This is a genomic window from Methylobacterium sp. SyP6R (assembly GCF_019216885.1).
Classification (GTDB): Bacteria; Pseudomonadota; Alphaproteobacteria; order Rhizobiales; family Beijerinckiaceae; genus Methylobacterium.
Genome location: NZ_JAAQRC020000001.1, coordinates 5,208,351 through 5,233,387 on the forward strand (window position 1 = coordinate 5,208,351; position 25,037 = coordinate 5,233,387).

Consider the following 25,037-nt stretch of genomic DNA (forward strand, 5'->3'; position numbering starts at 1 on the left):
GTGACGGATCATGCCTCGTGATCCGTCACGAAAGGGTTTTCGCGGTGATGGGCTGGCTGCGGAAGGAGTGGCGCGGGTTTCCCCCTCCCCCGCAGAGGGGGGAGGGAGAAACCCGCGCCACTCCTTCTCCCCCAAAGCCTAGCTGTGTCCCCTCACGACCGCGCCACCCGGACCGGCCGGTCGCGCATCAGGCTCGCCAGCCGCAGGCGCAGGATCGCGACCAGGAAGACCACGATGTCGACGGTGTAGCGTCGTCCGAGGCGGCGCGGCTCGCGCAGGAGACGGAACAGCCATTCGAGCCGCACGAGGCGAAGCGCCGCGGGCGCGCGGAGGGAGGCGCCGGCGGTGTAGTCGAGGAGCGCGCCGACTCCCATCAGCACGCGCGCGTCGATCCGGTGCGCGTGCTCGGCGATGAACATCTCCTGGCCCGGATTGCCGAGGGCGACGAGGAGGATGTCCGGCGAGGCGGCGTTGATCGCGGCGATGACGGCGCCGGTCTCCTCGGGCGCGAAGTAGCCGTCCCGCACGCCGACCACCCGGTGCTGGGGATGGAGGAGCGCCAGGTTGCGCGCCGCCGCCTCGGCGATGCCGGGCTTGGCCCCGAGCAGGAACAGGGTGCGCGGCACCGTCTCGGCGGCCAGGAAGGCCGGGACCAGGTCGGTGCCGTTGAGGTTCTGGCGGAAGAACCGGCCGCGGAACAGCCCCGAGCACAGGTCGATCCCGAGCCCGTCGCTGACGAGCAGGAAGCCGCGCAGGGCGGCGGCATAGGCAGGCAGGCCGAGCGCCTTCAGCAGCATGTTGGCGTTGCAGAAGCCGAGGCAGACCTGTGCACGCCGGTCGAGGGCATCGCGCAGGCGGGAAAACACCTCGTCGCGGGTGAGGTCGCTGATGCTGACGCCTTCGAGTTCGAGCCGGTCGACGCTCGCAGCTCCGGGCGCCGTGTCGGGGGCGCGGTCAGGCATGGGACGCTTCCGATTGGGGGTTGCGGTGATCCGTGTCGAGGCAAGACCATCGCGGCGATCGGTGAAGAATTGCCGGCGGTCCGCACCCGCCTCACGATGAATGCAGCCACCCGCACTCGAGATGCAGCCTTAATTCAGTGCAGGGTTAACGGCGCGTTGGACGAATACCGGCAAGTCCGTATCGGAGCCGTTACGAATGGATAAGCTTGTCGTCTTGTTACGACGTCGCGACGATATCCCGATGGTCGGGGCGCACGCGCGGGATCGCGTTAAAGTCCCGATAGGGGATCGCTGCTAAGTCCGAGGGATGAGCGGCGGGCGCGAAGACCCCGCCCCCATCGAGAGGCGACGGACACGATGCTGACACTCGTCGCGCGGCTGCGCCGATCGGCCCGCTCGCAGCAATTCGCCTCGGCCTTCGTCGCCCGGATCGCCAGCGCGGTGCTCGGCTTCGTGATGCTGCTCGTCGCGAGCCGGGTCCTCACCACCTACGAGTACGGCGTCTACGTCTTCCTTTTCTCGCTCGGCAGCGGGCTCGGCCTCATCGCGGCCTTCGGCCAGCAGAACCTGGTGCTGAAGCATTACCGCGCGCAGGACGGCGTCACGCCGCACAATGACGGGCTGGTGCGCTACAATCTCGGCTGGCTCGGGATCGCGATCACCCTGATGGTGGGTGTGAGCGCGGTGGTCTTCGTCGCCGAGGAATCCCTGCCCGACCCGTATCACCGGCTCCACCTCGCCTGCGCCTTCGCGGCCGTGTTCGCGCTGTCGGAATATCTCCAGAGCTATTTTCGCGTTCACGGCCAGATCTGGCTGGCGCTGCTGCCGCGGGAGGTGGTCTGGCGCGGCGCCTGCTCGGTGCTGCTCTGGGGTGCCTCGCTCGCCGGCCTCCTCACCGGCGCCACCGCGGCGATGGGGATCGTGCTCGGGCTGCTGCTGGCGATGACGCTCTACCAGATCGGTCACCTCGCGAGCCTTCACGGCTGGGATTCCTGGCGCGGGGGCTTCGGTCATCCGCAGAAGGCGCCGGCCTGGCGCAGCGAGAGCCTGCTGTTCACCGCCAACAACGTGATGGTGGCGGTCACGGCCTTCCTCGAGACCGTGATCGTCGGGGCGCTGCTCGGCATGGAGCAGGCGGCGTTCTACTTCGTGGCCCTCCGCTACGCGACGCTCGTCAACCTGCCGAGCGCGGCGATCGACACCGTCAGCATGCCGATGATCGCGGGCCATTTCCAGGCCGGCGACCGGGAGGGCGCGCAGCGCCTGGTCGGCCGGCTGTCGCTCGCGAGCTTCGCGATCTCGTCGGCAGGCGCGGTGGCGATGGCGGTCGGCGCTCCTTTCGCGCTGACCTTGTTCAAGCCGGACTTCGCCGCCCATACCGACGTGCTGATGGTGCTCAGCCTCTCGTCGGTCGTCACCGCGTTCTTCGGGCCGGGGGCCTCGCTGCTGACGATCGGCGGCGGCGAGCGCTACATCCTGATCAGCAACGCCGTCCTGTTCTCGGTCTACGCGGTCCTGCTCTGCCTCGTGGCGGTACCGTTCGGCATCCTCGGCGTCGCGGTGGCGAATGTGTGCTGGACGATCGTCATCAACCTGGTCCTCGCCCGCTGGGTGCGGGCGAACTGGAACGTCGACAGCCGCGCGACTGCCTTCTTCACCCGCCGCCGGGCGCCCGCCCCCTTGCAATCCGCCCCCTTGCAGCCCGCCGCCCAGGCGGCCGAGTGACATGCGCCGCCTCCTCGCCCTCGCCTGCCTGTTCCTGGCGCTCCCGCCCGCGCCTGCCGCCGCCGCACCCGCCTGCCTGCGCGGCGTCAACATCAGCGGGGCCGAGTTCGGCACCGTGCCGGGACGTTACGGCTTCGATTACCTCTACCCCTCGGCCGCGACGATCGGCCGGTTCGCGGGTTTGGGCCTCAGCGCGATGCGGCTGCCGATCCGCTGGGAGCGGCTGCAACCGACCCTGCGCCAGCCCCTCGATCCGGACGAACTCGCCCGCCTCGAAGCCGCGGTCGCGGCCGGGACACGGGCGGGCCTGCGCACGGTGATCGACCTGCACAACTACGCCTATCACGGCAAGGCGCGGATCGGCACCGAGATGGTGACGCCGGAGGCCTTCGCCGATGTCTGGCGACGCCTGGCGCAGCACTTCCGGGGCGACGCCTCGGTGGTGTTCGGGCTGATGAACGAGCCGCACGACATTCCGGCCGATCGCTGGCTCACCGCCGCCAACGCCGCCATCGCGGCGATCCGGGAGGCCGGGGCCAGGCAGCTGGTGCTGGTGCCGGGCTCGGGCTGGACCGGCGCGCATAGCTGGACCGCCGACCTGCCGACCGGCAACAACGCCGCGATCATGCTCGGCACGGTCGATCCGGGAGAGAACTACGCCTACGAGGTGCACCAGTACCTCGACGCCGATTTCTCCGGCACCCATGCCGAGTGCAGCCGCGGCGCCGACGCCCTCAAGGCGGTGGAACGCCTGACCGGCTGGCTGGTGCAGAACAAGCGCCGCGCCTTCCTGGGCGAGATCGGCGCCTCCGGCAAAAGCGGCTGCCCGGAGAAGCTGGCGGCTTTGCTGGCCCATCTCAACGCGAATCCGCAGGCCTGGGTCGGCTGGACCGCCTGGGCCGCGGGCGACCTGTGGGCGCCGGATTATCCCTTGAGGCTCGATCCCGCCGGGGCCACCGCCCCGGTCGTGGCCGCGATCCAGGCCGCCGCCCGAGCCAAGCCGTCCTGCGAGCCGTGAGCGCCAGGTTGACAATCGCCATGCCGAACCCCGCCCCCCTCTCGATCCTGCACGTGGTCCGCCAATTCCTGCCCAATCGCGGCGGGCTGGAGGATTTCGTCGCCAACCTCGCCCGCGAGCAGGCCCGCCTCGGCCACCGGGTCCGGGTGCTGACCCTCGACCGGCTGTTCTCGCAGCCCGACGCCCGGCTGCCGGCGCGGGAGCGGCTGGAGGGGATCGACATCGAGCGGATCCCGTTCGTCGGCTCGCACCGCTATCCCGTCGCGCCGTCCGTGTTCCGGCATCTCGGCGACGCCGACCTCGTCCACGTCCACGCCATCGACTTCTTCTTCGACGCCTTCGCGCTGGCCAGACCCCTGCATCGCCGGCCGATGGTGGCGACGACCCATGGCGGCTTCTTTCACACCAAGGCGCATTCGCGGCTGAAGCAGCTCTGGTTCCAGGGCCCGACCCGAATGAGCGCGCGCGCCTACGAGGCGATCATCGCCTGCAGCGAGAGCGACGCCCGGCTGTTCTCAGCCATCACACCCGGCGACGTCACGGTGATCCAGAACGGCGTCGACCTCGACAAGTTCGCGGACGCCGCCTCCCGCGAGCCCCGCCGCGCGCTCCTGACCCTCGGCCGCTTCGCCCACAACAAGCGCCTCGACCGCCTGCTCGCGGCGATGCAGGCGCTGACCACCGGCGGCGCCGGCTGGCGGCTGCGGATCGTCGGGGTCCCCTCCGATTGGACCGAAGCCGCGCTCACCGCCGAGATCGACCGGCTGGGGCTGACCGGCGCCGTCACCCTGCATACCGGCCTCGACGCTCCCGCGGTCCGCGACCTGATCGGGCAGTCGAGCCTGTTCGTCTCGGCCTCGCAATACGAGGGGTTCGGGATCGCCTTGATCGAGGCGCTGAGCGCCGGGCTCGTCCCGGTGGCCCATCCCAACGACGCCTTTGCCTGGCTCGGGCGGCACCACCCCTCGATCACCCTGACGGATTTCGCCGATGCGCCGGGCGCCGCCGCGGCGATCCGCGGCGCCTACGACCGCCTGGAGCGGGGTGCGATCGTGCCCGGGTCGGAAGACCTGTCGGAGTACCGCTGGTCGAGCGTCGCGGCGCGCTACGTCGCGGCCTACGAGGCGGCGCTCGCCGGGACCGGGCCGGTGGTGGCCGCCACGGCGGCGTGAGGGGATCTGGGCCAAAAGGTCTGCGAGCCTGCCCCCTTCTGCGGGTCAGGGTGGCCCCCGGAGGCGGCCCGGGAGAGGGGACGCCGATTCCCGAGAGGTCACGCGCAGCATGAAGGGCGCCACATCTTTCGGCGTCGCTCTGCCCGTCTCCTGCCGCGCAGAGGGGGGGAGGGCTTGGCCGCGCTCCGTCAACACACCGTTAACCCTCATCCGCGACCCTGGCCGGGCCGCGGCGACGGATGCCGTTGCCCTCCCCTCCCCTGCCAGGGCTCGCCGCGTCGCAAGTCCTCATGCGATAAGCGTGCGGGACCCGCCCGCAACAGGATGACAATGCACCTCGTCGTGACCGCCCACACCGCCAACGGCCCGCTGTCGCACCAGCGCACCTCGCCGGAGGATGCCCTGGAGAAGGCGCAGGAACTCGAGGCCGAGGGCCACGACCACGTCGTCATCACCGACATCACCGGCCGGGACTACGCGCCGCCGGAATTCGACAGCCTGTTCCTCAATCCCGGCCGCTGACACCATGGCGGCGATCACCATCCTCGTCGATGCCGATGCCTGCCCGGTCAAGGACGAGATCTATCGCGTCGCCGGCCGGCATGGCGCCCACGTGGTCGTGGTCGCGAATGCGTTTCTGAACGTGCCCCGCGAGCCGTGGATCGAGCGCGTCATCGTGTCGGACAAGTTCGACGCCGCCGACGACTGGATCGCCGAGCGGGCCGGGCCGGAGACGGTCGTCGTCACCGCCGACGTGCCGCTGGCCAGCCGCTGCGTGAAGGCCGGCGCCAGCGTGCTCGGCCCGACCGGCAAGGCCTTCACCGATTCCTCGGTCGGCATGGCGCTCGCGACCCGCGACCTGATGCAGTCCTTACGCGAGGCCGGCGCGGTGACCGGCGGGCCGAAGCCGTTCTCAGCGAAGGACCGCTCCGCCTTCCTCGACGCCCTCGACCGGGCGCTGGTGCGGCTGCGGCGCAACGCCCAGGGCGGCTGAGCCCGCTTCCCGCGAACTTACCCAATCCCTGCGGGTTCCTTGTCGGCGGCTGCCTTTCGCCGCCGGGAGAGCCAGCATGTCGGTCGAGGAGAACACGGTCCATTACGACAGCCCGGCCGGCGGCTGGGGCTCGGTGCGCGGCATTGCCGAGGTGTTCGGCAAGGAATGGGCGACGCCGCTCGCCACAGAGACCTTGTTTCGCCAGAACAAGCCGAAAGGCTTCATGTGCGTCTCGTGCTCCTGGGCGAAGCCCGCGAACTACCACCCCTTCGAGTTCTGCGAGAACGGCGCCAAGGCGACCCTGTGGGAGCTGACCACCCGGCGCTGCACGCCAGACGTCCTCGCCAAGCATACGCTGACCGAGTTGCGGGGCTGGAGCGACTACGATCTCGAGCAGCTCGGCCGCCTCACCCACCCGATGCGCTACGACCGCGCCAGCGACCGCTACGTTCCTTGCGGCTGGGACGAGGCCTTCAAGGCGATCGGCACGGAGTTGCGCCAGCTCGCTCCGAAATCGGTGGTGTTCTACTCGTCCGGTAGGGCCAGCCTCGAGACCTCGTATCTCTACGCCCTGTTCGCCCGGCTCTACGGCAACAACAACCTGCCCGATTCCTCCAACATGTGCCACGAGACGACCTCGGTGGCCTTGAAGAAGGTGATCGGTGCCAGCGTCGGCACGGTCGTGTTCGACGACCTGTCCAAATGCGACGCGATGTTCTTCTTCGGCCAGAACACCGGCACCAACTCGCCGCGATTCCTGCACCCGCTCCAGGAGGCGGCCAAGCGCGGGGTGAAGATCATCACCTTCAATCCCGTGCGCGAGCGGGGGCTGGAGAGCTTCACCAACCCGCAGAGCCCGGTCGAGATGCTGACCCGCTCCTCGACGCAGATCAGCGCGCAGTACCATCAGGTCCGGCCCGGCGGCGACATCGCGGTGATGCTCGGCCTGTGCAAGCACGTATTCAACGCCGACGACGCCGCCAAGGCGCGGGGCACCCGAATCCTCGACGTCGACTTCATCGCCCAGCACACGACCGGGCTGGAGGCCTTCGAGGCGAAGGTCCGGGCGACCCCCTGGGAGGAGATCGAGCGCGAATCCGGGATCCCGCGCGCCGATATCGAGGCGGCGGCCCAGGTCTATGTCGAGGCCGAGCGAACTTGCGCCTTCTACGGCATGGGGCTGACGCAGCACGTCCACGGCTTCGAGAACGTCGCGATGGTCGTCAACCTGCTGCTGCTCAAGGGCAATATCGGGCGCGAGGGCACCGGGGTGTCGCCGGTGCGGGGCCATTCCAACGTCCAGGGCCAGCGCACCGTCGGTATCTCGGAGAAGCCGGAACTGGTGCCGCTCGACCGGATCGCCGAGCAATTCGAGTTCGAGCCGCCGCGGGAGAAGGGCGTCAACACGGTGGAGGCCTGCGAGGGCATCCTCGAGGGCTCGATCAAGGCCTTCATCGGGCTCGGGGGCAACTTCGTGCGGGCGATCCCCGACCAGGACCGGATGGAGAAGGCCTGGACCGGCATGCGCCTCACCGTGCAGGTCGCGACCAAGCTCAACCGCTCGCACCTCGTCAACGGCGAGATCGCCTACCTCCTGCCCTGCCTCGGCCGCACCGAGGAGGACAAGCAGGCCGCCGGACCGCAGGCGGTGAGCATCGAGGACACGTTCAGCTGCATCTACGGCTCGCAAGGGCGCCGCACCCCGGCGAGCGACTTCCTGAAGTCGGAGGTCGCGATCGTGGCGGGCCTCGCCAAGGCGACGCTGGCGGAAAACCCGAAGGTTCGGTGGGACGAGTGGGTCGGCGATTACGGCCTGATCCGCGACGAGATCGCCAAGACCTATCGGGAGGAGTTCCACGACTTCAACGACCGGCTCTGGATCCCCGGCGGTTTCTATCGCGGCAACTCGGCCCGTGAGCGGATCTGGAAGACCGAGAGCGGCAAGGCGGAGTTCACCGCGCCCGAGGTGATGTCGGCAACCGGATTCGAGGACGAGCCCGGCCGCTACCGGCTGATCACCATGCGGTCGAACGACCAGTTCAACACCACGATCTACGGCTACAGCGACCGCCTGCGCGGGATCGAGGGGACCCGCGACGTGCTGTTGATGAACCCCGGCGAGATCCGCCGGGCCGGCTTGCGCGACGGCCAGGTCGTCTCCCTCGTCAGCGATGCCGGCGACGGGATCACCCGCGAGGTGACCGGCCTCACCGTGACGCCGTTCTCCCTGCCGGACGGGTGCCTGGGGGCCTATTACCCCGAGATGAACCCCCTGATGGCGCTCTCGCACCACGACATCCAGTCGGGAACGCCGGCGGCGAAATCGGTGCCGGTGCGGATCCGGCCGGAGGCCGGCGGCGCGAAGACCGACCGGCTTGAGCCGACCGGGCACGCGGCGCATCCGATCTGACGGAGGCCGACATCGTCGGGGCGGGGTGTCGCGCGCCCCCTCCCCTATCATGAGATTTGCCCTGCCCCGGGATCTGCGCAGGAAAATGCCAGGTGCCCGGGAATGACGCACAATTGTGCTTGTGCGGGCGTGAATCGCCGGGTACCACTGTGATCACAGACACGAAACAGGCCGCCCTCGAGAGCGGCCCGAAGTCTGGGGAGGAAGGCCCTCAACGAGGGCAAGCACCGCCGCGACGCCATCGCGGCGGTGCTTCCATGTTGTCCCACACGCAACCGGGCCGCGCAATCCGGCCAAAGGGACAAGCCGCGCGGCCACCGTGCCGATGGGCTGCAACCTGCTCACCGTACCGAGCGACGCAACGCTCTCCCCGAGGGGAAGGCCGTCGCGTCGGCCGGCATCAGGCCCCCTGCCCTTCTCCTTGCCCCGGCGGCTCCGGAAACGGCGTCCAGTCGGTGAAGGCGTCGACCTCGTAGCCGTAATCGGTGGTGGCGACGTGCCAGGGCCGGCCGTCCCCGAGCCGCCCGGGATCCCAGCGGATCACGGCGCGCCGGTCCGGCTCGTCCCGGTGGATGGCGATGATCCAGCGCCCGTCCCGGGGCGCGCGATCGATGGGCCTCCAATCGGTCATCGGGTGCTCCACGGTCATTGCCTGTGCCCGGGTCAACGCGCCAAGACTAACGCGCCAAGACTAACGCGCCAGGCCTGCCGCCGTTCGCCTCAGCGCGGCGCGGCACCCCGCACCAGGCGCTCGCCCGCCTCGCATTCGCGCAGGTAGGTCGCCCGGTTGTCGCCGGTGATCCCGGCTTGGTCGGCCTTGGCCTCGCAGGCCCGGCGTCCCTCCGCCGGAGCCGGATCGGGAGCGGCCTGAGCAGACGCGGCGGCGGGTGACAGAAGGGCGAGAATCAGGAGGGCGTGGCGCATGACGGGCCTCGATCGGCAGGTGGTTCGTCCCGGTCCAGCGCCGGTCCCGCCCGATGGTTCCCCACGCGGGCTCAAAGGGCCGTCGCGGCCATCCAGATCGCCATCGCCACCATCATCAGGTTCTCGGTCAGCGACACGAAGCCGAGCGGGACGTTGCTGCCGCCGCCGACGCAGGCGCATTTCAGCTCGCGCCGGTCGAGATAGACCGCCTTGAACACCGAGACCGCGCCGATTCCTCCGATGACGAAGGCCACGGGCACCGACAGCCATGTGAGCATTCCGGCGGCCATCAGCAGGCCGGCGAGCGCCTCGGCATAGGGGTAGATCGTGGCGTACGGGACCCATCTCTGGGCAAGCAGATCGTAGCCGAGGAACATGCTGGAGAAGGTCTCGACGTTCGAGAGCTTGAGGATCGCCAGCACGCACATGCTGAAGGCGATGAACCACTCGCCTGCCCGCATCGTGAGCGGCGTGCCGTAGGCGGCCTGGCTGACCGCCAGCGCCATCAGGGCCGTCATGCTGAACAACGCAACGACCGGGCGATAGCTCACCGCGTTCGGGTCGCGCACCGGCTTGCCGAGGCGGCGGCGCAGGTCGTCGTAGCCGCCGATGCGCTCGCCGGCGATGAAGACCTGCGGCGTGGTCTTCACCCCATGCTCGGCCTTGAAGCGGTCGGTCTCCTCCCGGGTGGTCAGGGGGCGGTCCTCGACCGCGTAGCCGGCTCGGGCGAGCAGGTGGCGGGCCTTCAGCCCGTAGGGGCAGACATGGCTGTCGGTCGCCATGCGGTAGAGGGTGGCGTTGCGGGCGGAAGCGGTGCTCATCGGGCAACCTCGTCTGGTGTCGATCATGGCCCGATGGCGTAGCATCCGTACCATGCTACGGAGTCAAGCCATGCCCCTCTCGAAGACCGCCGACCTGACCATCGCCGGACTCGCCCGCGCCGGCGGCGTCGGGGTCGAGACGATCCGCTACTATCAGCGGCGCGGGTTGCTGCCGGTGCCGGCGCGGGCCGGCGCCATCCGGCGCTACGGACCCGAGGAGATCCGGCGCCTGCGCTTCATCCGCTCGGCGCAAGGCGCAGGCTTCACCCTGGAGGAGATCGCCGAGCTCCTGGCACTCGATGCCGGCGAGGACCGGGCCCGGGCGCGGGAGCTCGCCCGCCTGCGCATCGAGGCCCTGGAGGCCCGGATCGCCGAGCTGAGCGCAGCCCGCGACGCGCTCACGCGCCTCGCCGAGGCGTGCGGCGCCACGATGCGCGGGCCATGCCCGATCATCACCGCCTTCGAGCCGGAGTGAGACGATCTCCGGAACATTCCTTTCGGAGATCGTCTCACGAGCCTGCGCGGCGCTTGAGCGAAGCCGATTTCCGACTGATCGCTCGGCGATTGCGCAGCAATCGCCGAGCGATCAGTCGGAAATCATATGACGGCGTCAGGGTCTGGACCGGCCGGCGCGGTAGGCGGCCAGGATTTCGGGCAGCCGGTCGAGGACGTAATCGGCGAGCCCGGGCTCCACGCTCTCGTCGAACGACAGGGCGACCCGGTCGGGCGTGCGCTCGATCCGGGCGATGAAGCGACCGGCCTCGTCGCTCCAGACCTGCGGCGCCGGCCGCTTCGCGGCGGGGGGCGAGAGCGCATTCAGCACCGCGGCGAAACGCTCGTTGGTCGGCTTCTCCCGGAAGCCGGGATCGGCGAGCAGGCCGTCGATCCGGCGGGCCGGGGCCGTCCTAATCCGCTCGGCGAGCAGCATCCAGCGCGGCCGCCCGGCGGACGGCGCCGGGCCGATCGCCCGGACGATCTCCGCCGGCACGGTGCGGGCCACGGAGATCAGGGTCGAGAGGTCGCCCTTGCCGACACCCATCGCGGCGGTGATCGTCGCGCGCGGGAAGCCGTGCTCCTCGAGCCGGAGCGCGAAGAAGGCCCGCTCGATATAGCTCAGGTCCTGCCGCTCCAGGTTCTCCTTGCCCTGGGCCACCACCAACTCGGCGTCCGAGAGCGGGCGCACCACCGCGCGGACGGCTTGCGCGAGACGCCGCGCCGCCTGGATCCGCCGCCTGCCATAGGCGACCTGGTAGCGCTCCGGGCTGTCCGGATGCGGCCGTACCAGGATTGGCACCTGCTGGCCGCTCTCGCGGATGCTCTCGACCAGGGCGGCGAGGCCCGGATCGTTGGCGTCAGTCACCCGGTCGGCGATGAAGGAATCGTCGATGCGCTCAGGCTCGATCTCGACGACGACGGTGCCGGCCTCGATCTCCGCCGCGGCATCGGCCCGGGCGGCGAGCCCGCGCAGGGTGCTGCTCATCGCCCGGACCGCGCCGCTGCGGCTGCGCTCCGGGGCGCGGGGGTTTGCAGCTGCAAACTCGGGCTCGGGTGGGCTCGGGTTTGCAGCTGCAAACGCCTCCGGCTCCGGCGTCGGCGGGGCCTCGGGGGCAGCCGGTTTGGCCGTCGGCTTGGCGCCGAACAGCGCGTCGAGGTTCGACTTGCGGCTCATGACCGGCCCCAGGCGCGGCGGATCAGACCCTCGATCTCGCCGTTGACGGCCTCGAGCGATTCGAGCGCCCGGTCGTAGGTCGAGCGGGTCACGCTCTCGCGGCCGATCTCGTAGAGGGTCTGCTTCGACAGGCCGGCATCGGACACGGCAGAGGATTTGAGCATCGGCGCAGTCAGCACCGCATCCTCGAACAGGGTGCGCAGCATGCCGACGATGCGGGTCTGGGGCGCATCCTGCTGCTCGTAGCGGGTCACCAGATAGCGCAGCCAGTCGTATTGCAGGCGCCCGCCGGATTCGGCCACCACGCCGAGCAGGTCCTCGGTCATCGCCAGGAACTGGCTCATCGAGGCGACGTCGAGCATCTGCGGATGCACGGTGATGAGCAGCGAGGTCGCGGCGCAGAGTGCCGAGAGGGTCAGGTAGCCGAGTTGCGGCGGGCAATCGATCACGACGATGTCGTAGGACGAGGCCACCGAGTCGATGGCGTGGGCGACCCGATCGAAGAACAGCGGCTCGCCGGCCCGGCGGCGGGTGAGCGCCCGCGGCGTCTCGTGCTCGAACTCCATCAGTTCGAGATTGGCCGGCACCAGGTCGAGGCCGGTGAAGTAGGTCGGGCGCACCACGTCGCGAAGCGGCCTGGAGTCGTCGTACCGGATCGCGCCGTAGAGCGTCTCGTCGGCCCCGACATCGAGTTCCGGCTGCACGCCCAGCAGCGCCGAGAGGCTGGCCTGCGGGTCGAGGTCGATGGCGAGCACCCGGTAGCCGCGCAGCACCAGGGACTGGGCGAGGTGGGCGGTGGTGGTGGTCTTGCCCGACCCGCCCTTGAAGTTCGCCACCGCCACCACCTGCAGGTGTTCGGAGCCCGAACGCCGCGGCTGGTAGCGTCGGCCGCCCCGGGTATTCTCGTCGAGATAGGCGCGCAGGCCGTGGATGTCGGCGAGCGTGTAGGAGCGGCGGCCATTGGCCGAGACCTCCGGCTGCGGCCCGAGCCCGTCGGCGGCGAGCTGCTGGAGCCGCGACACCGTCACGCCGATGATCCGGGCGGCCTCGGTCGAGGTGAAGCGGCGCAGGCCCTTGGCGGCGGTGGGCGGGAAGAGGCCCGACGAGATCGCCTGGAGCTGCGCGCGAAGCGTCGCCGCATGGGCGCCGATCGTCGCGGCGGGTGCCACCGGGGCGGGGGGTTGCGGCGGCGTGTGCTGATTCATCCTCGCAGGCCCTGTTTGCAGAAAATTCGCCGGTTCGGCGTTCGAACTGCAATTGGCCTGTTTTTACCCCGATTCGCAATCGCCGCCGCGCCGCCCCGCAAGCCCGGCGCAAGCTCCCGACGCCAGGGGGCCGGGAAGGAGAGGGGGCTTTCCGGCTCCGAGCCCCTCCACCCGGAGCGGGGCAGCCCCTCCGGACGGCATAGGACCTACCTCGAAGTGAGGCGGCCACGACCGCTTCATCGCGCCTTCGCCCGGCGCTAGGGTCCGGATCGGCGCCGAGACCCATCGACCAAGCTCAACCCGAAGCGGCAGGCCGCCAGAGGGTGGCACCCCAAGAGCGCGCGACGCGCACCAGGCTTAGTCCTCTCGGTGAAATCCGTAAGCTTGACGGAATTCCATCTCAAGGGCGCTCCGGCGGTTTGCCGGCCGTTAAGCTGTTCAGAGTTTAGTGTCCCGCATCCACTCGGATCGACCGGGTCGCCCCGCAGTGGAACAGAAAATTCCCTAAAATAGACATGTGAAAATTTACCAAGAAGTGGCCCGGAGATTGCAATCTCATCTGCCGAATGGGATGCTCGTCTCACACAGGAAGGTGGTGCCTCATGGTCGAAATCTCTGACATCCGCGACGTGCTGAAGTCGCTGGAATCGCTGAAGGCCGTCGTCGATGGGCTGTCGGACGACGACGACCTGTTCGAGAAGGGACTGGATTCCTTCGGTTCGGTGCAGCTGATGCTGGCCCTCGAGGAGCGATTCGACATCGAGTTCCCCGATTCGGCGCTCGGCCGGCGCTCGTTCTCGACCATCCGCATCATCCGGGACACCGTCTCGGGCCTGGCCCAGCAGGAGGCCGCATGAACATGCACGTCGAGGTCGCGGCGGCTCTGCCCGCCGCGACGCCGGCCCCGGCGGGCGACCTCGACGCGCGGGCCAAGCGCGTCGCGGAACAAGCCGCCCGCCACGCCGACGCCGTCGACCGCGAGGGCCGCTTCCCGGCCGAGGCGGTCGCCGCGCTCAAGGCCGAGCGCCTCTTCGGCATCCAGGTCCCGCGCTCCCTGGGCGGGGAGGGGGCCTCGATGAGCGAGATCGCCGAGCTTTGCGCGGTTCTCGGGCGCGCCTGCTCGGCCGCCGCGATGGTATTCGCGATGCACCACATCAAGCTCGCGAGCCTCGTCACCCACGGCCTCGACAGCGCCTGGCACTGCACGCTGATGGAGCGGATCGCCGCCGAACAGATGCTGATCGCCTCCTCGACCACCGAGGCCGGCATCGGGGGCGATCTGCGCAACAGCCTCTGCGCCGTCGAGGTGGAGGGCGACACCTTCCGCCTGACCAAGGAGGCGAGCGTCATCTCCTACGGCGCGCAGGCCGACCTGATCCTCGCCACCGCCCGCCGCCACAAGGAGGCCGCGACCTCCGACCAGGTGCTGGTGGCGCTGCTCGCCGACCAGATCACGCTCGAGCGCACCAGCGTGTGGGACACGCTCGGCATGCGCGGCACCTGCAGCGACGGCTTCCTGCTCAAGGCCGAGGGCCTGCCCGTGGCCCAGGTGCTCCAGAAACCCTTCGCGGAGATCGCCGCGCAATCGATGCTCGCCGCCTCGCACCTGCTCTGGGGCAGCGTGTGGTTCGGCATCAGCAGCTACGCGGTCGACCGTGCCCGCGCCTTCGTGCAGGCCGAGGCGCGCAAGAAGCCGGGCCAGGTGCCTCCAGGCGCCCTGCGCCTGGCGGAAGCCGCCAACGAACTCCAGGCGATGAAGAGCACGGTCGTCGCCGGGCTCGCCCGCTACGAGGCCGCCAAGGGCGACCCCGATGCGTTGAGCGCGATCGGCTTCTCGATCATGCTCAACAACGTCAAGACCACCGTCTCGGTCCAGGCCGTCGACATCGTGCAGCGGGCGCTCAGCGTCGTCGGCATCATGGGCTACAAGAACGGCACCCCGTTCAGCCTCGGCCGGCAGCTGCGCGACGTCCTCTCGGCGCCGCTGATGATCAACAACGATCGCATCCTCTCCAACACCGCCAACCTCCTGCTGGTGCAGAAGGGCAGCGGCAAGCTCCTGAGCGCGTGATGGACCAGAGCCTCTCCCCCTCCGATCTCCTGCCCGCCTTCGACGATGCCGAGGCGCCCGCGCCGCGCTCGTTCCTCGACCGCCTGTTCGATCGCGGCCTCCTGATCCGCACCGGGGTCGACGGTCTCTACGGCCGCTCCGGCGCCTTCGAGAGCGTGGTCGAAGCCCTCGACCGGCTGGTCTCGCGCATCGGCGGCGCCGACGGCGCCGAAACCTTACGCTTCCCGCCCGGCATGGCCCGCTCCAGCTTCGAGCGCAGCGGCTACCTCAAGGGCTTCCCGCACCTCGCCGGCACGGTGCACAGCTTCTGCGGCAACGAGGCGGACCATGCCCGGCTCCTCGCCTGCCTGGACGCCGGCGAGGACTGGACCGCCAAGCAGGCCGCCACCGACATCGTCCTGACCCCGGCCGCCTGCTACCCGCTCTATCCGGTCGCCGCCGCCCGCGGCCGGCTGCCCGAGGGTGGGCTGCTGTTCGACCTGCAATCCTACTGCTTCCGGCACGAACCCTCGCTGGAGCCGACCCGGATGCAGCTGTTCCGCATGCGCGAATACGTCCGCATGGGCACGCCGGAGCAGGTTCTGGCCTTCCGCGAACTGTGGCTGACGCGCGGCACCAAGATGATGAGCGATCTCGGCCTGCCGCTCGCCATCGACCCGGCCAACGATCCGTTCTTCGGCCGCGCCGGCAAGATGCTGGCCAACAACCAGCGCGCCCAGGCGCTGAAGTTCGAGCTGAACGTGCCGGTCAACAGCGAGGACAAGCCGACCGCCTGCCTCAGCTTCAACTACCACCAGGACCATTTCGGCACGACCTGGGGTATCGCCCAGGCCGACGGCTCCACCGCCCACACGGCCTGCGTCGGCTTCGGCCTGGAGCGGATCACGCTTGCGCTCCTGCGCCACCACGGCCTCGACCTCGACGCCTGGCCGGCGGAGGTCCGCGCCCAGCTGTTCGGCTGAAGCCGCGATGTCGGCCGCCCTCGCTCACGCCATCGCGCCGCGGACGGAGACGTCCGCGGCCCCGATTCTTCCCCGTCCCGTGCACACGCCGCACGCGCTCCACGCCCCCGACCGGACCTGGCCGGAGACGAATTGCTACGTCGATCTCTGGATCGAGCTCCTGCACCTGCGGGGTCTTAGCCCCGAGGCGATGCTGGGCTTCACCCTGCGGCAGGATTTCGAGGGCGACCAGTTCACCTTCTTCAAGCCGAAGGCCGCCGACATCGAGGCGCTCTACGGCCTGGAGATCCTGGAACTGGCGCTCTACGAGGATCTGGAGAGCCACAGCCTGGTCCAGGCGGCGCGGGGATTCCCGGTGCTGGTCGAGGTCGATGCCTTCTTCCTCCCCGACACCGCCGGCACCACCTATGGCCGCGAGGCCTCGAAGACCACGATCGCGATCCTGGCCCTCGATCCGGCGCGGCGCGTCCTCGACTACGTCCACAATGCCGGGCGCTTCACGCTCGAAGGCGCCGATTACGACGGGATCTTCGCGAAGGGGCGGCTCCTGCCCTATGCCGAGTTCGTGAAGCCGTGCGGCTTACCCTTGAGCCCGGCCGAACTGCCCGGCGCCGCCCTCGCCTTGCTGCGCCGGCACCGCGCCCACGCACCGGCGGCCAACCCGGTCACCGCCTTCCGCGCGTGCCTGGCGGGCAAGGCGGATTCCTTCGTGCAGCGTCCGCTCACCGCCTTCCACGCCTACGCCTTCAACACCACCCGGCAGCTCGGGGCCAATTTCGAGCTTCTGGGCAGCCATCTCGCCTGGCTGACGGCAGCGGGGGCAGGGTCGCTCAGTGAGGCGGCGGAGGCGGCGACGCGGCTGGCGCAGGAGGCCAAGGCGTTCCAGTTCCAGCTCGCCCGCGCCTTCGCCCGCGGCAAGCTCGCCGGTCTCCCGGAGCGCCTGTCGGCCGCCGAGGCGACCTACGCGGCCGTGTTCGCGGCGCTCGACCGGGCGCTTCCGGCGGAGTGAGAGCCAGCATGATCGGCGAGGACCAGCCTCGCCGATGTCTGTGTCGATCCCATCCACGACCTGACCCTGAGGTGCCGGCCGATCGAAGATCGGTTGGCATCGAAGGAGGGTTCCGGAAGTCTCCGAGATCTCCGGAACCCTCCTTCGAGGCGAGCAATGCTCGCACCTCAGGATGAGGTCGTGGGCGGGATCCTATCGACTTACCCCATCGAGCAGGCTCTGACCGACAGCATGGCCCTTCCGCGCACCGTCGACCGGCCCCTCGACGGGCCTTGGGACATGATCGTGATCGAGCCCGGCGCCTGCGCCGGGCCGGAGGAGCTGAAAGGTCTCACCGGCTTCATCCCCGCCCCGGTGCCCGGTACCGCCGCGGGCGCTCTGCGCGCAGCCGGCCGCTGGTCGGATCGGGAGCCGACGCCGCTGCACGGCTCCGACATCTGGTACCGCACGCAGATCGAAGGCCGGGGCCGCGAGATCCTGCGCTTCGAGGGCCTGGCGACGCTCTGCGAAATCTGGCTGGACGGGCAACTCGTGCTCTCCTCCCGCTCGATGTTCCTCGCCCACGAGGTCGCGGTCGATCTCGACGGCACTCACACCCTCGCGCTCGCCTTCCGTTCCCTGGCGCAGGATCTCGCCCGGCCGCACAAGCGCGGCCGCTGGCGGCCCCAGCTCGCCACCCCCGGATCCTTGCGCCATGCCCGCACCACCTTGCTCGGCTTCATGCCGGGCTGGTGCCCGAGCGTCGACGCCGTCGGGCCGTACCGGCCGGTCACCCGGAGAGGGGAGGGGGCTCGACCCACCGACATCGACCTGCGGGCGAGCGTCGAGGAGGGGGCCGGGATTCTCGCTGTCGGCTTCAGCTTTCCGAAAGCCCGCGGCCCCGTCACCCTGAGCTGCGATGGCCGCGAGAGGGGGCTCGCCGAGACCACGCCCGGCCGGTTCGAGGGCCGGCTCGAACTGCCGGGCGTCGCCCTGTGGTGGCCGCACACCCATGGCGAGCCGCGGCTGCATGCCGTCACGGTCGAGGCCGGGGGCGAGGCGTTCGATCTCGGCCGGGTCGGATTCCGCACCATCACGCAGACCCGCCCCTTCGCCGAGGGCCTGAGCCTCGCGGTCAACGGGGTGCCGGTCTTCTGCCGCGGCGCCTGCTGGACCCCGCCCGATCTCGTCGGGCTGCCGGGCGACCGCGCGTCTTATGCCCCCTCCTTGAGCCTCGCGGTGGAGGCCGGCATGACCATGATCCGGGTCGGCGGCACGATGCTGTACGAGGCAAACGCCTTCCACGATCTCTGCGACGAACTCGGCCTCCTGGTCTGGCAGGACCTGATGCTGGCCAATTTCGATTATCCGACCGACGATCCGGCCTTCCGCTCGGCGCTCCAGACCGAGATCGCGCAGCTCCTCGACCGGGTCCAGGCCTCGCCCTCGCTCTGCATCGTCGGCGGCGGCAGCGAGGTCGAGCAGCAGGCGGCGATGCTCGGCTTTCCGGAATCGGTCTGGCGCGCAAAGGCCGTGGAGGCGATGCTGCGCGAGGCCGCGGCGGAGATCCGGCCGGACCTCGTCGTGGTGCCGAACTCGCCCTCGGGCGGCGACCTGCCGTTCTCCACCAATGCGGGCGTGACCCACTATTACGGCGTCGGCGCCTATGGCCGCCCGTTCGAGGATGCGCGCCGGGCCGACGTGCGCTTCGCCTCCGAATGCCTGGCCTTCGCCAACGTGCCGGAGCCGGTCTCGCTCGCGGAAGCCGGCCTGACCGATCCGCGCGATCCCGCCTGGGCCCTCGGCGTGCCGCGCGACCGCGGCGCCGACTGGGACTTCGAGGGCGTGCGCGACCACTATGTCGGGTCGCTCTATGGGGTGGACCCGCAGGCCCTGCGCCGCGACGATCCGGAGCGCTACCTGACCCTCGGCCGGGCCGCGGTCGCCGAGGTGATGGAGGCGACCTTCTCGGAGTGGCGGCGCGCCGGCTCGATCACAGCCGGCGGTCTGGTCTGGCTCTACCACGATCTCGCGCCGGGGGCGGGCTGGGGCGTGGTCGACGTCGCCGGGCGGCCGAAATCGGCCTGGTACGCCCTCAAGCGCGCCTTCCGGCCGGTTCAGGCCGTGCTCACGGACGAGGGGCTGAACGGCCTCCACGCGCACCTGCTGAACGAGACCGCCGATTCGATCGAGGCGACCGTCACGCTCACCTTCGCCACCGCCGCCGGCAAGGTCGCCGCCAAGGCGGAGCGCGCCCTGACGCTCGCACCGCGCAGTGCGCTCGTGCTGTCCTCGGCCGCTCTGCTCGGCCGCTTCTTCGACGCGACCGCCGCCTACCGCTTCGGCCCGGCGGCGCACGACCTGGCACACCTGCGGCTCACCTGCGCCGATGGGACGTTCCTCGCCGAGGCGTTCCATTATCCGGCCGGCCGGGACGCGACCCCGCGGGAGATCGGCCTCTCCGCCGCCCTCGTCGAGGATCGCGACGGCGTCGGGCTGCGGGTCGCGACGGAGCGGCACGCCCTCGGGGTGCATGTCGTGCTCGACGGCGAGGGGCGCCCGTCCGACACCTGGTTCCCGCTTGCGCCGGGAGGAGAGCGACGCCTCGCATTCACCGGGACGGAGGGGCGCCCGAGCGGGACGGTGCGGGCGGTGAACGGGAGCGAGGTGGTGCGGTTCTGAAGGGCTGCCCCACGTCATATCAAGATGAGACGCAGGATCCCCTCTCCCGTGTGGGAGAGGGGTAGGGGCGATCGAAGATCGCGCGAGGGTGCTACGGCTCCGTGTAAAGCTGCCAGCACCACGCTCAGCGCTTTATACTGAAGCGTGTCACCCTCACGCGGGATTTTCGATCCCCAGGCCCCTCTCCCACACGGGAGAGGGGGGATGTGCTCCAGCTCTACACGAACTCATCACGGAGACGTCGCCTCACTCCCCCCGCCGCAGCTCCACCAGCGGCGCCGTCAGCGTGCACACCACCCCCTCGGGCGGGTAATGCATGGTGACCTCGCCGTCGACGGTGCCGGCCAGCCCCCGTTCGATCAGCCGCGAGCCGAAACCCTTGCGGGTGGGCGGCGTCACACGGGGACCGCCATGCTCCTGCCAGCGCAGGGCCAGGACGGGGGCGGCGGGGTCGGTGATCGTCCAGTCGAGGGTGACGTAACCGTTGGGGGTGCGAAGAGCGCCGTACTTGACCGCGTTGGTGGCGAGTTCGTGCGCCATCAGGGCGAGGGAGAGCGCGGCCGGCGCCCCGCACGGCACCGGCGGGCCGTCGAGGCGGAACCGTCCGGGCCGGCCGTCGTCGTGGATGGCGAGCGCACCGCCGAGCACCGCCCGTAAGGAAGCGCTCTCGCCCTCGCCGGTCAGCAGGAGGTCGTGCGCCTTGCCGAGCGCCACCAGCCGGGCCACCAGCGCCTCGCGGGCCGCAGCAGGGTCGGTGGCGTTGCGCAGGGTCTGCACGGCGATGGCCTGGACCATCGCCAGGGTGTTCTTGAGCCGGTGGCTCAGCTCGCGGTTGAGGATCTCCTGCTGCGCCTCCGCCGCCTTGCGGGCCGAGATGTCGTGGCTGACCGCCGCGAAACCCTCGAACGCCCCGAGCGACGAGGAGCCCTTCGGCCCCCGCAGGGCGAAGAGGTTGTAGCGCACCGGCACCACCGCCCCGGTGATGCGGTTGCGCAAGCGGAACTCGCCGCTCCAGCACCCGCCGGACCGGATGGCGGGCAGGATCGTGTCTTCGGCAAACGGCAGGTCCTCGGGGGTGAAGACGTCGGTCAGGCGCACATCCTGCGTCGCGTCCTCGCCGAGACCCACCAGGGCCCGGCCGGCCGGGTTGACGTAGTCGATCCGGCCTTCGGCATCCGCGATGGCGATGAAGTCGCTCGACTGCTCGGCCACGAGGGCGAGCCGGCGCAGGGCGGCTTCCGCCTCGCGCTGCTCGGTCACGTCGAGGAACACCGTGACCGCGGCCCGGATCGCCCCGTCCTCGTCCCGCACCGGGCTGCTCGAGACCTCGAGCAGGCGCAGCGCCCCGGTCGCGGCGTTGCGGTAGCGCATCGCCTCCCCGGTCACCACCGCGCCGTCCCGCAGCGCGCGTAAGGACGGGTACTCGTCGGGCGCGTAGGGACGGCCGTCGGCGTGCTCGGCGCGGAAGGAGGCGTAGCGGGAGAGGGCGGGACCGTCGATGCCGTGGCCGAGGATCGCTTCGGCCTGGGCATTGATCAGGTTCGGCGCGCCCGGCCCGATCCCGGCGACCGAGATGCCGACCGGCGCCTGCCGAAACACCGCTTCGAGCAATCCGCGTTCGAGGTCGAGCCGGCGTTCCGAGTCGCGCCGTTCCGCCTCGGCGCGCTTGCGCTCGGTGAGGTCGAGCATCGCGCCGATCATCCGCACCGCGCGGCCGGCCTCGTCGCGGATCACCGAACCGCGATCGAAGACGTCCGCGTAGGAGCCGTCGGCGCGGCGGAAGCGGTACTCGTCGCTCCACACCGTCCCGGTCCCGTCGATGACGGCATGGATCGAGGCGTCGATCCGGGCGCGGTCGTCGGGATGGATGTGGTCGATCCACCACGCCCCGGTCGGCGCGACATCGACGAGGACGTGGCCGTAGGCCGCCTCCAGCGCCTCGTTCCAGAGCACGTGGTCGGTGGCGAAATCCCAGTCCCAGATGGCGTCCCGGGTGGCCTGGGCCGCCCGGCGGTAGCGCTCCTCGGTGGCCTGTGCCGCGCTCAAGGCCGCCTCCTGCTCGGCATTCGCCCGGCGCAGGGCGAGCTGGCCCATCACCTGGCGCGCCAGCGCCCGCAGGTCCCCGGTCTCGGCATCGCTCAAGCCCTCCGGCCGCGAGACGTAGTCGATCACGCAGAGCGTGCCGAGAACCAGCCCGTCGGGCGTGCGCAGCGGCGCCCCGGCATAGAACCGGATGCCGGGCGAGGCGGTGACGAGCGGGTTGTCGCGGGTGCGGGGATCCCGGCTCAGGTCGGGGATGACGAGGAGCGCGTCCGGCTGCGCCAGGGCGTGGGCGCAGACCGAGCGGCCGAGATCGGTCTGGGGCAGGGGAAAGCCCGTGCGGGCCTTGAACCATTGCCGGGTGCCGGCGACCAGGCTCACCAGCGCGATCGGCGTATCGCACAGGCGGCTGGCCAGGCGCACCACGTCGTCGAAGCCCTGCTCGGGCAAGGTGTCGAGGATGGCATACGAATCGAGCGCGGCGAGGCGGTCGGGATCGCACACGGCAATCGGCGGATCGGGAGGGAGTGACATGCGTGGCCGGGGCTTTCTGTCCCGGCTCTTAACGCGAGGACGGCCCGAAGGTCACGGCTCTTGCGTCACCCGCCCCCTCAATCGATCACCTCGACGACCCGGCGCGTGCCGGGCTCGACCAGCACCGGGTGATCGTTGACGATGGTGTAGTTCAGTCCCTTGAGGGCGAATTCCGGCGGCACGTCGTAGTAGATCACGCCCTCGGGCGGCAGCACCGTGCCGACGCGCAGCGGCCCCTCATGGCGGAAGGACCGCCGGTGCTCGCCCGCGGCATAGATGCGGAAGCGCTCGCGCCGGTCGATGCCCAGGATGCTGTTGGCGGTGCCGACGGCGGCCCCGATGGCCCCGCCCACCACCGCGCCCACCGGCCCGGCGATCGCCTCGCCCCGGGCCGCGCCGTCCTGGGCCCCGCGGGACGCCCCTTGCGCCTGGGCGGCACCGATCCCGAAGCCGAGGAGGAGGGCCGTGGTGGCGAGGCGCAGGGCGATGGTCATGAGTCGTATCTCGGGCGGTGTCTCGGGACCGGCCGGGAGCTTGGCCGTATCGGGAGAACGGTGGGGATGCGGGGCCGGTTCCCGGTCCTTGCCGGACCGACGCGCGCCGCTCTCCCCTTATGCAAGGAGCTGTCCGGGGAGAGAAAAAAGCGCGCCTCCCCTCTCCCGTGTGGGAGAGGGGCCTGGGGATCGAAGATCCCGCGTGAGGGTGACACGCTTCAGTGTGAAGCTCGAACTATCGTGCCGGCAGCTCAACGATTCAGTTTCATTCTGAGCCGTGTCACCCTCACCCCTACCCCTCTCCCACACGGGAGAGGGGATCCCGCGCTTGATCTTAAAGGGGATTTTCCCCGGACAGCCCTGCGCCCTGTGGGCAGGAAGGGGAGGGGCCCACGACCCCGTCGCACCGCATCCCGCTCGCGCGGGTGGCGCGACTGCCGGAGACAATCGTCCCACCCGCGCGGGTTCCGCCTCAGGGCGCCAGATCGCCGACCGGTCCCTTGACCGGCGTGTCGCTGCTGTTGAGCACGGTGTCGCTCACCGGAGTGGGCTTGAGCGGTCCGCGATCGATCGCCGGCGGGGCCGGCAATTGCAGCTGCTCGCTGGTATAGGCCCAGGCTTGCGCCACCTTCTCCGGGTCGTCGTTCAGGCGCTGGCCGTAGCTCGGGACGATCCGGCGGATCTTCTCCTGCCATTCGGGTGTGGCGACGTTCTTGGCGAAGACCTTCTGCAGCACCTCCAGCATGATCGGCGCCGCCGTCGAGGCGCCCGGGGAGGCGCCGAGCAGAGCCGCGATGCTGCCGTCCTTGGCATTGACGATCTCGGTGCCGAGCTTCAGCACGCCACCCTTGTCTTTGTCGCGCTTGATGATCTGCACGCGCTGGCCGGCCTGCCACAGGCGCCACTCGCCCTTCTTGGCCTTGGGGAAGTACTCCCGGAGCGCCGCCAGGCGGTCGTCGTCGGAGAGCATCAGCTGGCCGGCGAGATATTCGACCAGCGGGTACTCGTCCATGCCGACCTTCATCATCGGCCAGACGTTGCTGGTCGTGGTCGAGGTCAAGAGGTCGAAATACGACCCCTCCTTCAGGAACTTGGTCGAGAAGGTCGCGAACGGGCCGAACAGGATGACGCGCTTGCCCCCGAGCACGCGGGTGTCGAGATGCGGCACCGACATCGGCGGCGAGCCGACCGAGGCCTTGCCGTAGGCCTTGGCGAGGTGGAGCGTCGCGACGTCCGGATTCTCGTTGATCAGGAACGAGCCGCCGACGGGGAAGCCGGCATAATCCTGGCCCTCCGGGATGCCGGAGGCCTGGAGCAGGTGCAGCGCCCCGCCGCCGGCGCCGATGAACACGAACTTGGCGTCGATGGCCTGGCGCGACCCGTCCTTGAGATTGCGCGAGGTCACGCGCCAGGAGCCGTCCGGATTCTTCTCGATGCCCTGGACCTCGGTCGAGACGTCGAGGCGGAATGTCTTCTGGTTCTTCAGGTGGGCGACGTATTGACGGGTGACCTCGCCCCACTCGACGTCGGTGCCGAGCGGCGACCAGGTGGCGGCGACCTTCTGGTTCGGGTCGCGTCCCTCCATCATCAGGGGGACCCAGGTCTTGAGCTTCTCGGGATCGGTCGAGAACTCCATCCCGGCAAACAGCGGGCTCGCCTTCAGCGCCTCGTAGCGCTTCTTCAGGTACGCGATGTTGTCGTCACCCCAGACGAAGCTCATATGGGGCGTGTAGTTGATGAAGGACTTGGGGTCCTTCAGGACACCGTTCTTCACCTGCCAGGCCAGGAACTGGCGTGTGACCTGGAACGCCTCGTTGATCTCAACCGCCTTGGCGATCTCGATCTTGCCCTTCTTCTCGGGGGTATAGTTCAGCTCGGCCAAAGCCGAATGGCCGGTGCCGGCGTTGTTCCAGCCGTTCGAGCTCTCCAGCGCCACCTGGTCGAGGCGCTCGATCATCCGGATCGACCAGCCGGGCTCCAGCTCGTTGAGCCACACGCCGAGCGTCGCGCTCATGATGCCGCCGCCGATCAGCAGCACGTCGACCTTGTCGGCACTCTGCGCGAAGGCGAGCGACTCGGGCAGCGCCGAGGCCGCGAGGCCGGCGGCCGCACCGCCGAGGATCTGGCGGCGGCTCACGCCGGTCAAGCAGGCGGCCTTCAGGGAGGTGGTCTTGTCGTCGGCACGCATGGCCAGATCCCGTTCTCGTGCGGGCCGGCGGATGCGCGAGGCACCCCCGGCCGTGACAGGCGTCAGATCGCGACGACGGGAGGGCCCGCGCGTCCCAAAGACCATTCGGGTGGGTTTCCTCGTATCGGTCGCGGCACCCGGCCGCGATCGGCCGGTCCCTCGCGACGCGGGTCCCGCT

General features: G+C 70.1%; 21 protein-coding genes. 12 read left to right on the top strand and 9 right to left on the bottom strand.

The window, feature by feature from the left end:
* Positions 1-152: 152 nt before the first annotated feature.
* Positions 153-962, bottom strand: a complete 810-nt coding sequence (locus tag HBB12_RS23895) for a WecB/TagA/CpsF family glycosyltransferase (protein WP_236991647.1) — start codon at positions 960-962, stop codon at positions 153-155.
* 357 nt (positions 963-1,319) lie between these two features.
* Between HBB12_RS23895 and HBB12_RS23900 the strand changes: the two genes are divergently transcribed.
* The 6 genes from HBB12_RS23900 to HBB12_RS23925 all read left to right on the top strand — a co-directional run bounded on the left by HBB12_RS23900 (position 1,320) and on the right by HBB12_RS23925 (position 8,281).
* Positions 1,320-2,687, top strand: coding sequence for a lipopolysaccharide biosynthesis protein (locus tag HBB12_RS23900; RefSeq protein ID WP_236991648.1), 1,368 nt, complete (start codon positions 1,320-1,322; stop codon positions 2,685-2,687).
* Position 2,688: 1 nt separating this feature from the next.
* A complete protein-coding gene (locus HBB12_RS23905; RefSeq protein ID WP_236991649.1) occupies positions 2,689-3,705 on the top strand; it encodes a glycoside hydrolase family 5 protein in 1,017 nt (338 codons plus the stop codon).
* Positions 3,706-3,725: 20 nt separating this feature from the next.
* Positions 3,726-4,877 (top strand): glycosyltransferase family 4 protein, encoded by a 1,152-nt coding sequence (locus tag HBB12_RS23910; RefSeq protein ID WP_236991650.1) that lies wholly within the window; start codon positions 3,726-3,728, stop codon positions 4,875-4,877.
* A 330-nt stretch (positions 4,878-5,207) separates the two neighbouring features.
* Positions 5,208-5,399, top strand: coding sequence for a hypothetical protein (locus HBB12_RS23915; protein ID WP_099954190.1), 192 nt, complete (start codon positions 5,208-5,210; stop codon positions 5,397-5,399).
* Between the two features lie 4 nt (positions 5,400-5,403).
* On the top strand, positions 5,404-5,871 hold the full coding sequence (locus tag HBB12_RS23920; RefSeq protein ID WP_236991651.1) for a YaiI/YqxD family protein: 468 nt from the start codon (positions 5,404-5,406) through the stop codon (positions 5,869-5,871).
* Positions 5,872-5,947: 76 nt separating this feature from the next.
* Positions 5,948-8,281, top strand: coding sequence for an FdhF/YdeP family oxidoreductase (locus HBB12_RS23925; RefSeq protein WP_236991652.1), 2,334 nt, complete (start codon positions 5,948-5,950; stop codon positions 8,279-8,281).
* 400 nt (positions 8,282-8,681) lie between these two features.
* On the opposite strand, the gene HBB12_RS23930 is transcribed toward HBB12_RS23925, so the two are convergent.
* From HBB12_RS23930 to HBB12_RS23940, 3 genes are all read right to left on the bottom strand, one after another.
* Positions 8,682-8,912: a hypothetical protein gene (locus HBB12_RS23930; protein ID WP_236991653.1), complete on the bottom strand. Its 231-nt coding sequence runs from the start codon at positions 8,910-8,912 to the stop codon at positions 8,682-8,684.
* 89 nt (positions 8,913-9,001) lie between these two features.
* A complete protein-coding gene (locus HBB12_RS23935) occupies positions 9,002-9,205 on the bottom strand; it encodes a hypothetical protein (protein WP_236991654.1) in 204 nt (67 codons plus the stop codon).
* Between the two features lie 71 nt (positions 9,206-9,276).
* Positions 9,277-10,026: a MauE/DoxX family redox-associated membrane protein gene (locus HBB12_RS23940; RefSeq protein ID WP_236991655.1), complete on the bottom strand. Its 750-nt coding sequence runs from the start codon at positions 10,024-10,026 to the stop codon at positions 9,277-9,279.
* A 70-nt stretch (positions 10,027-10,096) separates the two neighbouring features.
* Between HBB12_RS23940 and HBB12_RS23945 the strand changes: the two genes are divergently transcribed.
* Positions 10,097-10,501, top strand: coding sequence for a MerR family transcriptional regulator (locus tag HBB12_RS23945; RefSeq protein WP_442919312.1), 405 nt, complete (start codon positions 10,097-10,099; stop codon positions 10,499-10,501).
* Positions 10,502-10,636: 135 nt separating this feature from the next.
* Here HBB12_RS23945 and repB read toward each other — a convergent pair whose 3' ends face one another.
* Together repB and repA are read right to left on the bottom strand one after the other, a co-directional pair.
* Positions 10,637-11,695: a plasmid partitioning protein RepB gene (gene repB, locus HBB12_RS23950; RefSeq protein WP_236991657.1), complete on the bottom strand. Its 1,059-nt coding sequence runs from the start codon at positions 11,693-11,695 to the stop codon at positions 10,637-10,639.
* Positions 11,692-12,900 carry a plasmid partitioning protein RepA gene (repA, locus tag HBB12_RS23955; RefSeq protein WP_236991658.1) on the bottom strand — a complete coding sequence of 403 codons (1,209 nt, stop codon included), beginning with the start codon at positions 12,898-12,900 and terminating at the stop codon, positions 11,692-11,694. The genes repB and repA overlap by 4 nt, the downstream gene beginning before the upstream one ends.
* A 602-nt stretch (positions 12,901-13,502) precedes the next feature.
* Between repA and HBB12_RS23960 the strand changes: the two genes are divergently transcribed.
* The 5 genes from HBB12_RS23960 to HBB12_RS23980 all read left to right on the top strand — a co-directional run bounded on the left by HBB12_RS23960 (position 13,503) and on the right by HBB12_RS23980 (position 19,603).
* A complete protein-coding gene (locus HBB12_RS23960) occupies positions 13,503-13,757 on the top strand; it encodes an acyl carrier protein (protein WP_236991659.1) in 255 nt (84 codons plus the stop codon).
* Between the two features lie 2 nt (positions 13,758-13,759).
* Complete coding sequence (locus tag HBB12_RS23965) at positions 13,760-14,971, top strand: acyl-CoA dehydrogenase family protein (RefSeq protein WP_236992873.1); 1,212 nt, start codon at positions 13,760-13,762, stop codon at positions 14,969-14,971.
* On the top strand, positions 14,971-15,933 hold the full coding sequence (locus HBB12_RS23970; RefSeq protein WP_236991660.1) for an amino acid--[acyl-carrier-protein] ligase: 963 nt from the start codon (positions 14,971-14,973) through the stop codon (positions 15,931-15,933). The genes HBB12_RS23965 and HBB12_RS23970 overlap by 1 nt, the downstream gene beginning before the upstream one ends.
* Before the next feature lie 79 nt (positions 15,934-16,012).
* Positions 16,013-16,942 (top strand): DUF1839 family protein, encoded by a 930-nt coding sequence (locus HBB12_RS23975; RefSeq protein ID WP_236991661.1) that lies wholly within the window; start codon positions 16,013-16,015, stop codon positions 16,940-16,942.
* A gap of 231 nt (positions 16,943-17,173) precedes the next feature.
* Positions 17,174-19,603, top strand: a complete 2,430-nt coding sequence (locus HBB12_RS23980; RefSeq protein WP_236991662.1) for a glycosyl hydrolase 2 galactose-binding domain-containing protein — start codon at positions 17,174-17,176, stop codon at positions 19,601-19,603.
* A 246-nt stretch (positions 19,604-19,849) separates the two neighbouring features.
* Here HBB12_RS23980 and HBB12_RS23985 read toward each other — a convergent pair whose 3' ends face one another.
* From HBB12_RS23985 to mqo, 3 genes are all read right to left on the bottom strand, one after another.
* On the bottom strand, positions 19,850-22,147 hold the full coding sequence (locus HBB12_RS23985) for a PAS domain S-box protein (RefSeq protein ID WP_336886950.1): 2,298 nt from the start codon (positions 22,145-22,147) through the stop codon (positions 19,850-19,852).
* Between the two features lie 107 nt (positions 22,148-22,254).
* Entirely contained in the window at positions 22,255-22,665 is a 411-nt protein-coding gene (locus HBB12_RS23990) for a DUF1236 domain-containing protein (protein WP_236992874.1), read from the bottom strand.
* A 478-nt stretch (positions 22,666-23,143) separates the two neighbouring features.
* Positions 23,144-24,859: a malate dehydrogenase (quinone) gene (mqo, locus tag HBB12_RS23995; RefSeq protein WP_236991664.1), complete on the bottom strand. Its 1,716-nt coding sequence runs from the start codon at positions 24,857-24,859 to the stop codon at positions 23,144-23,146.
* Between the last annotated feature and the right edge of the window lie 178 nt (positions 24,860-25,037).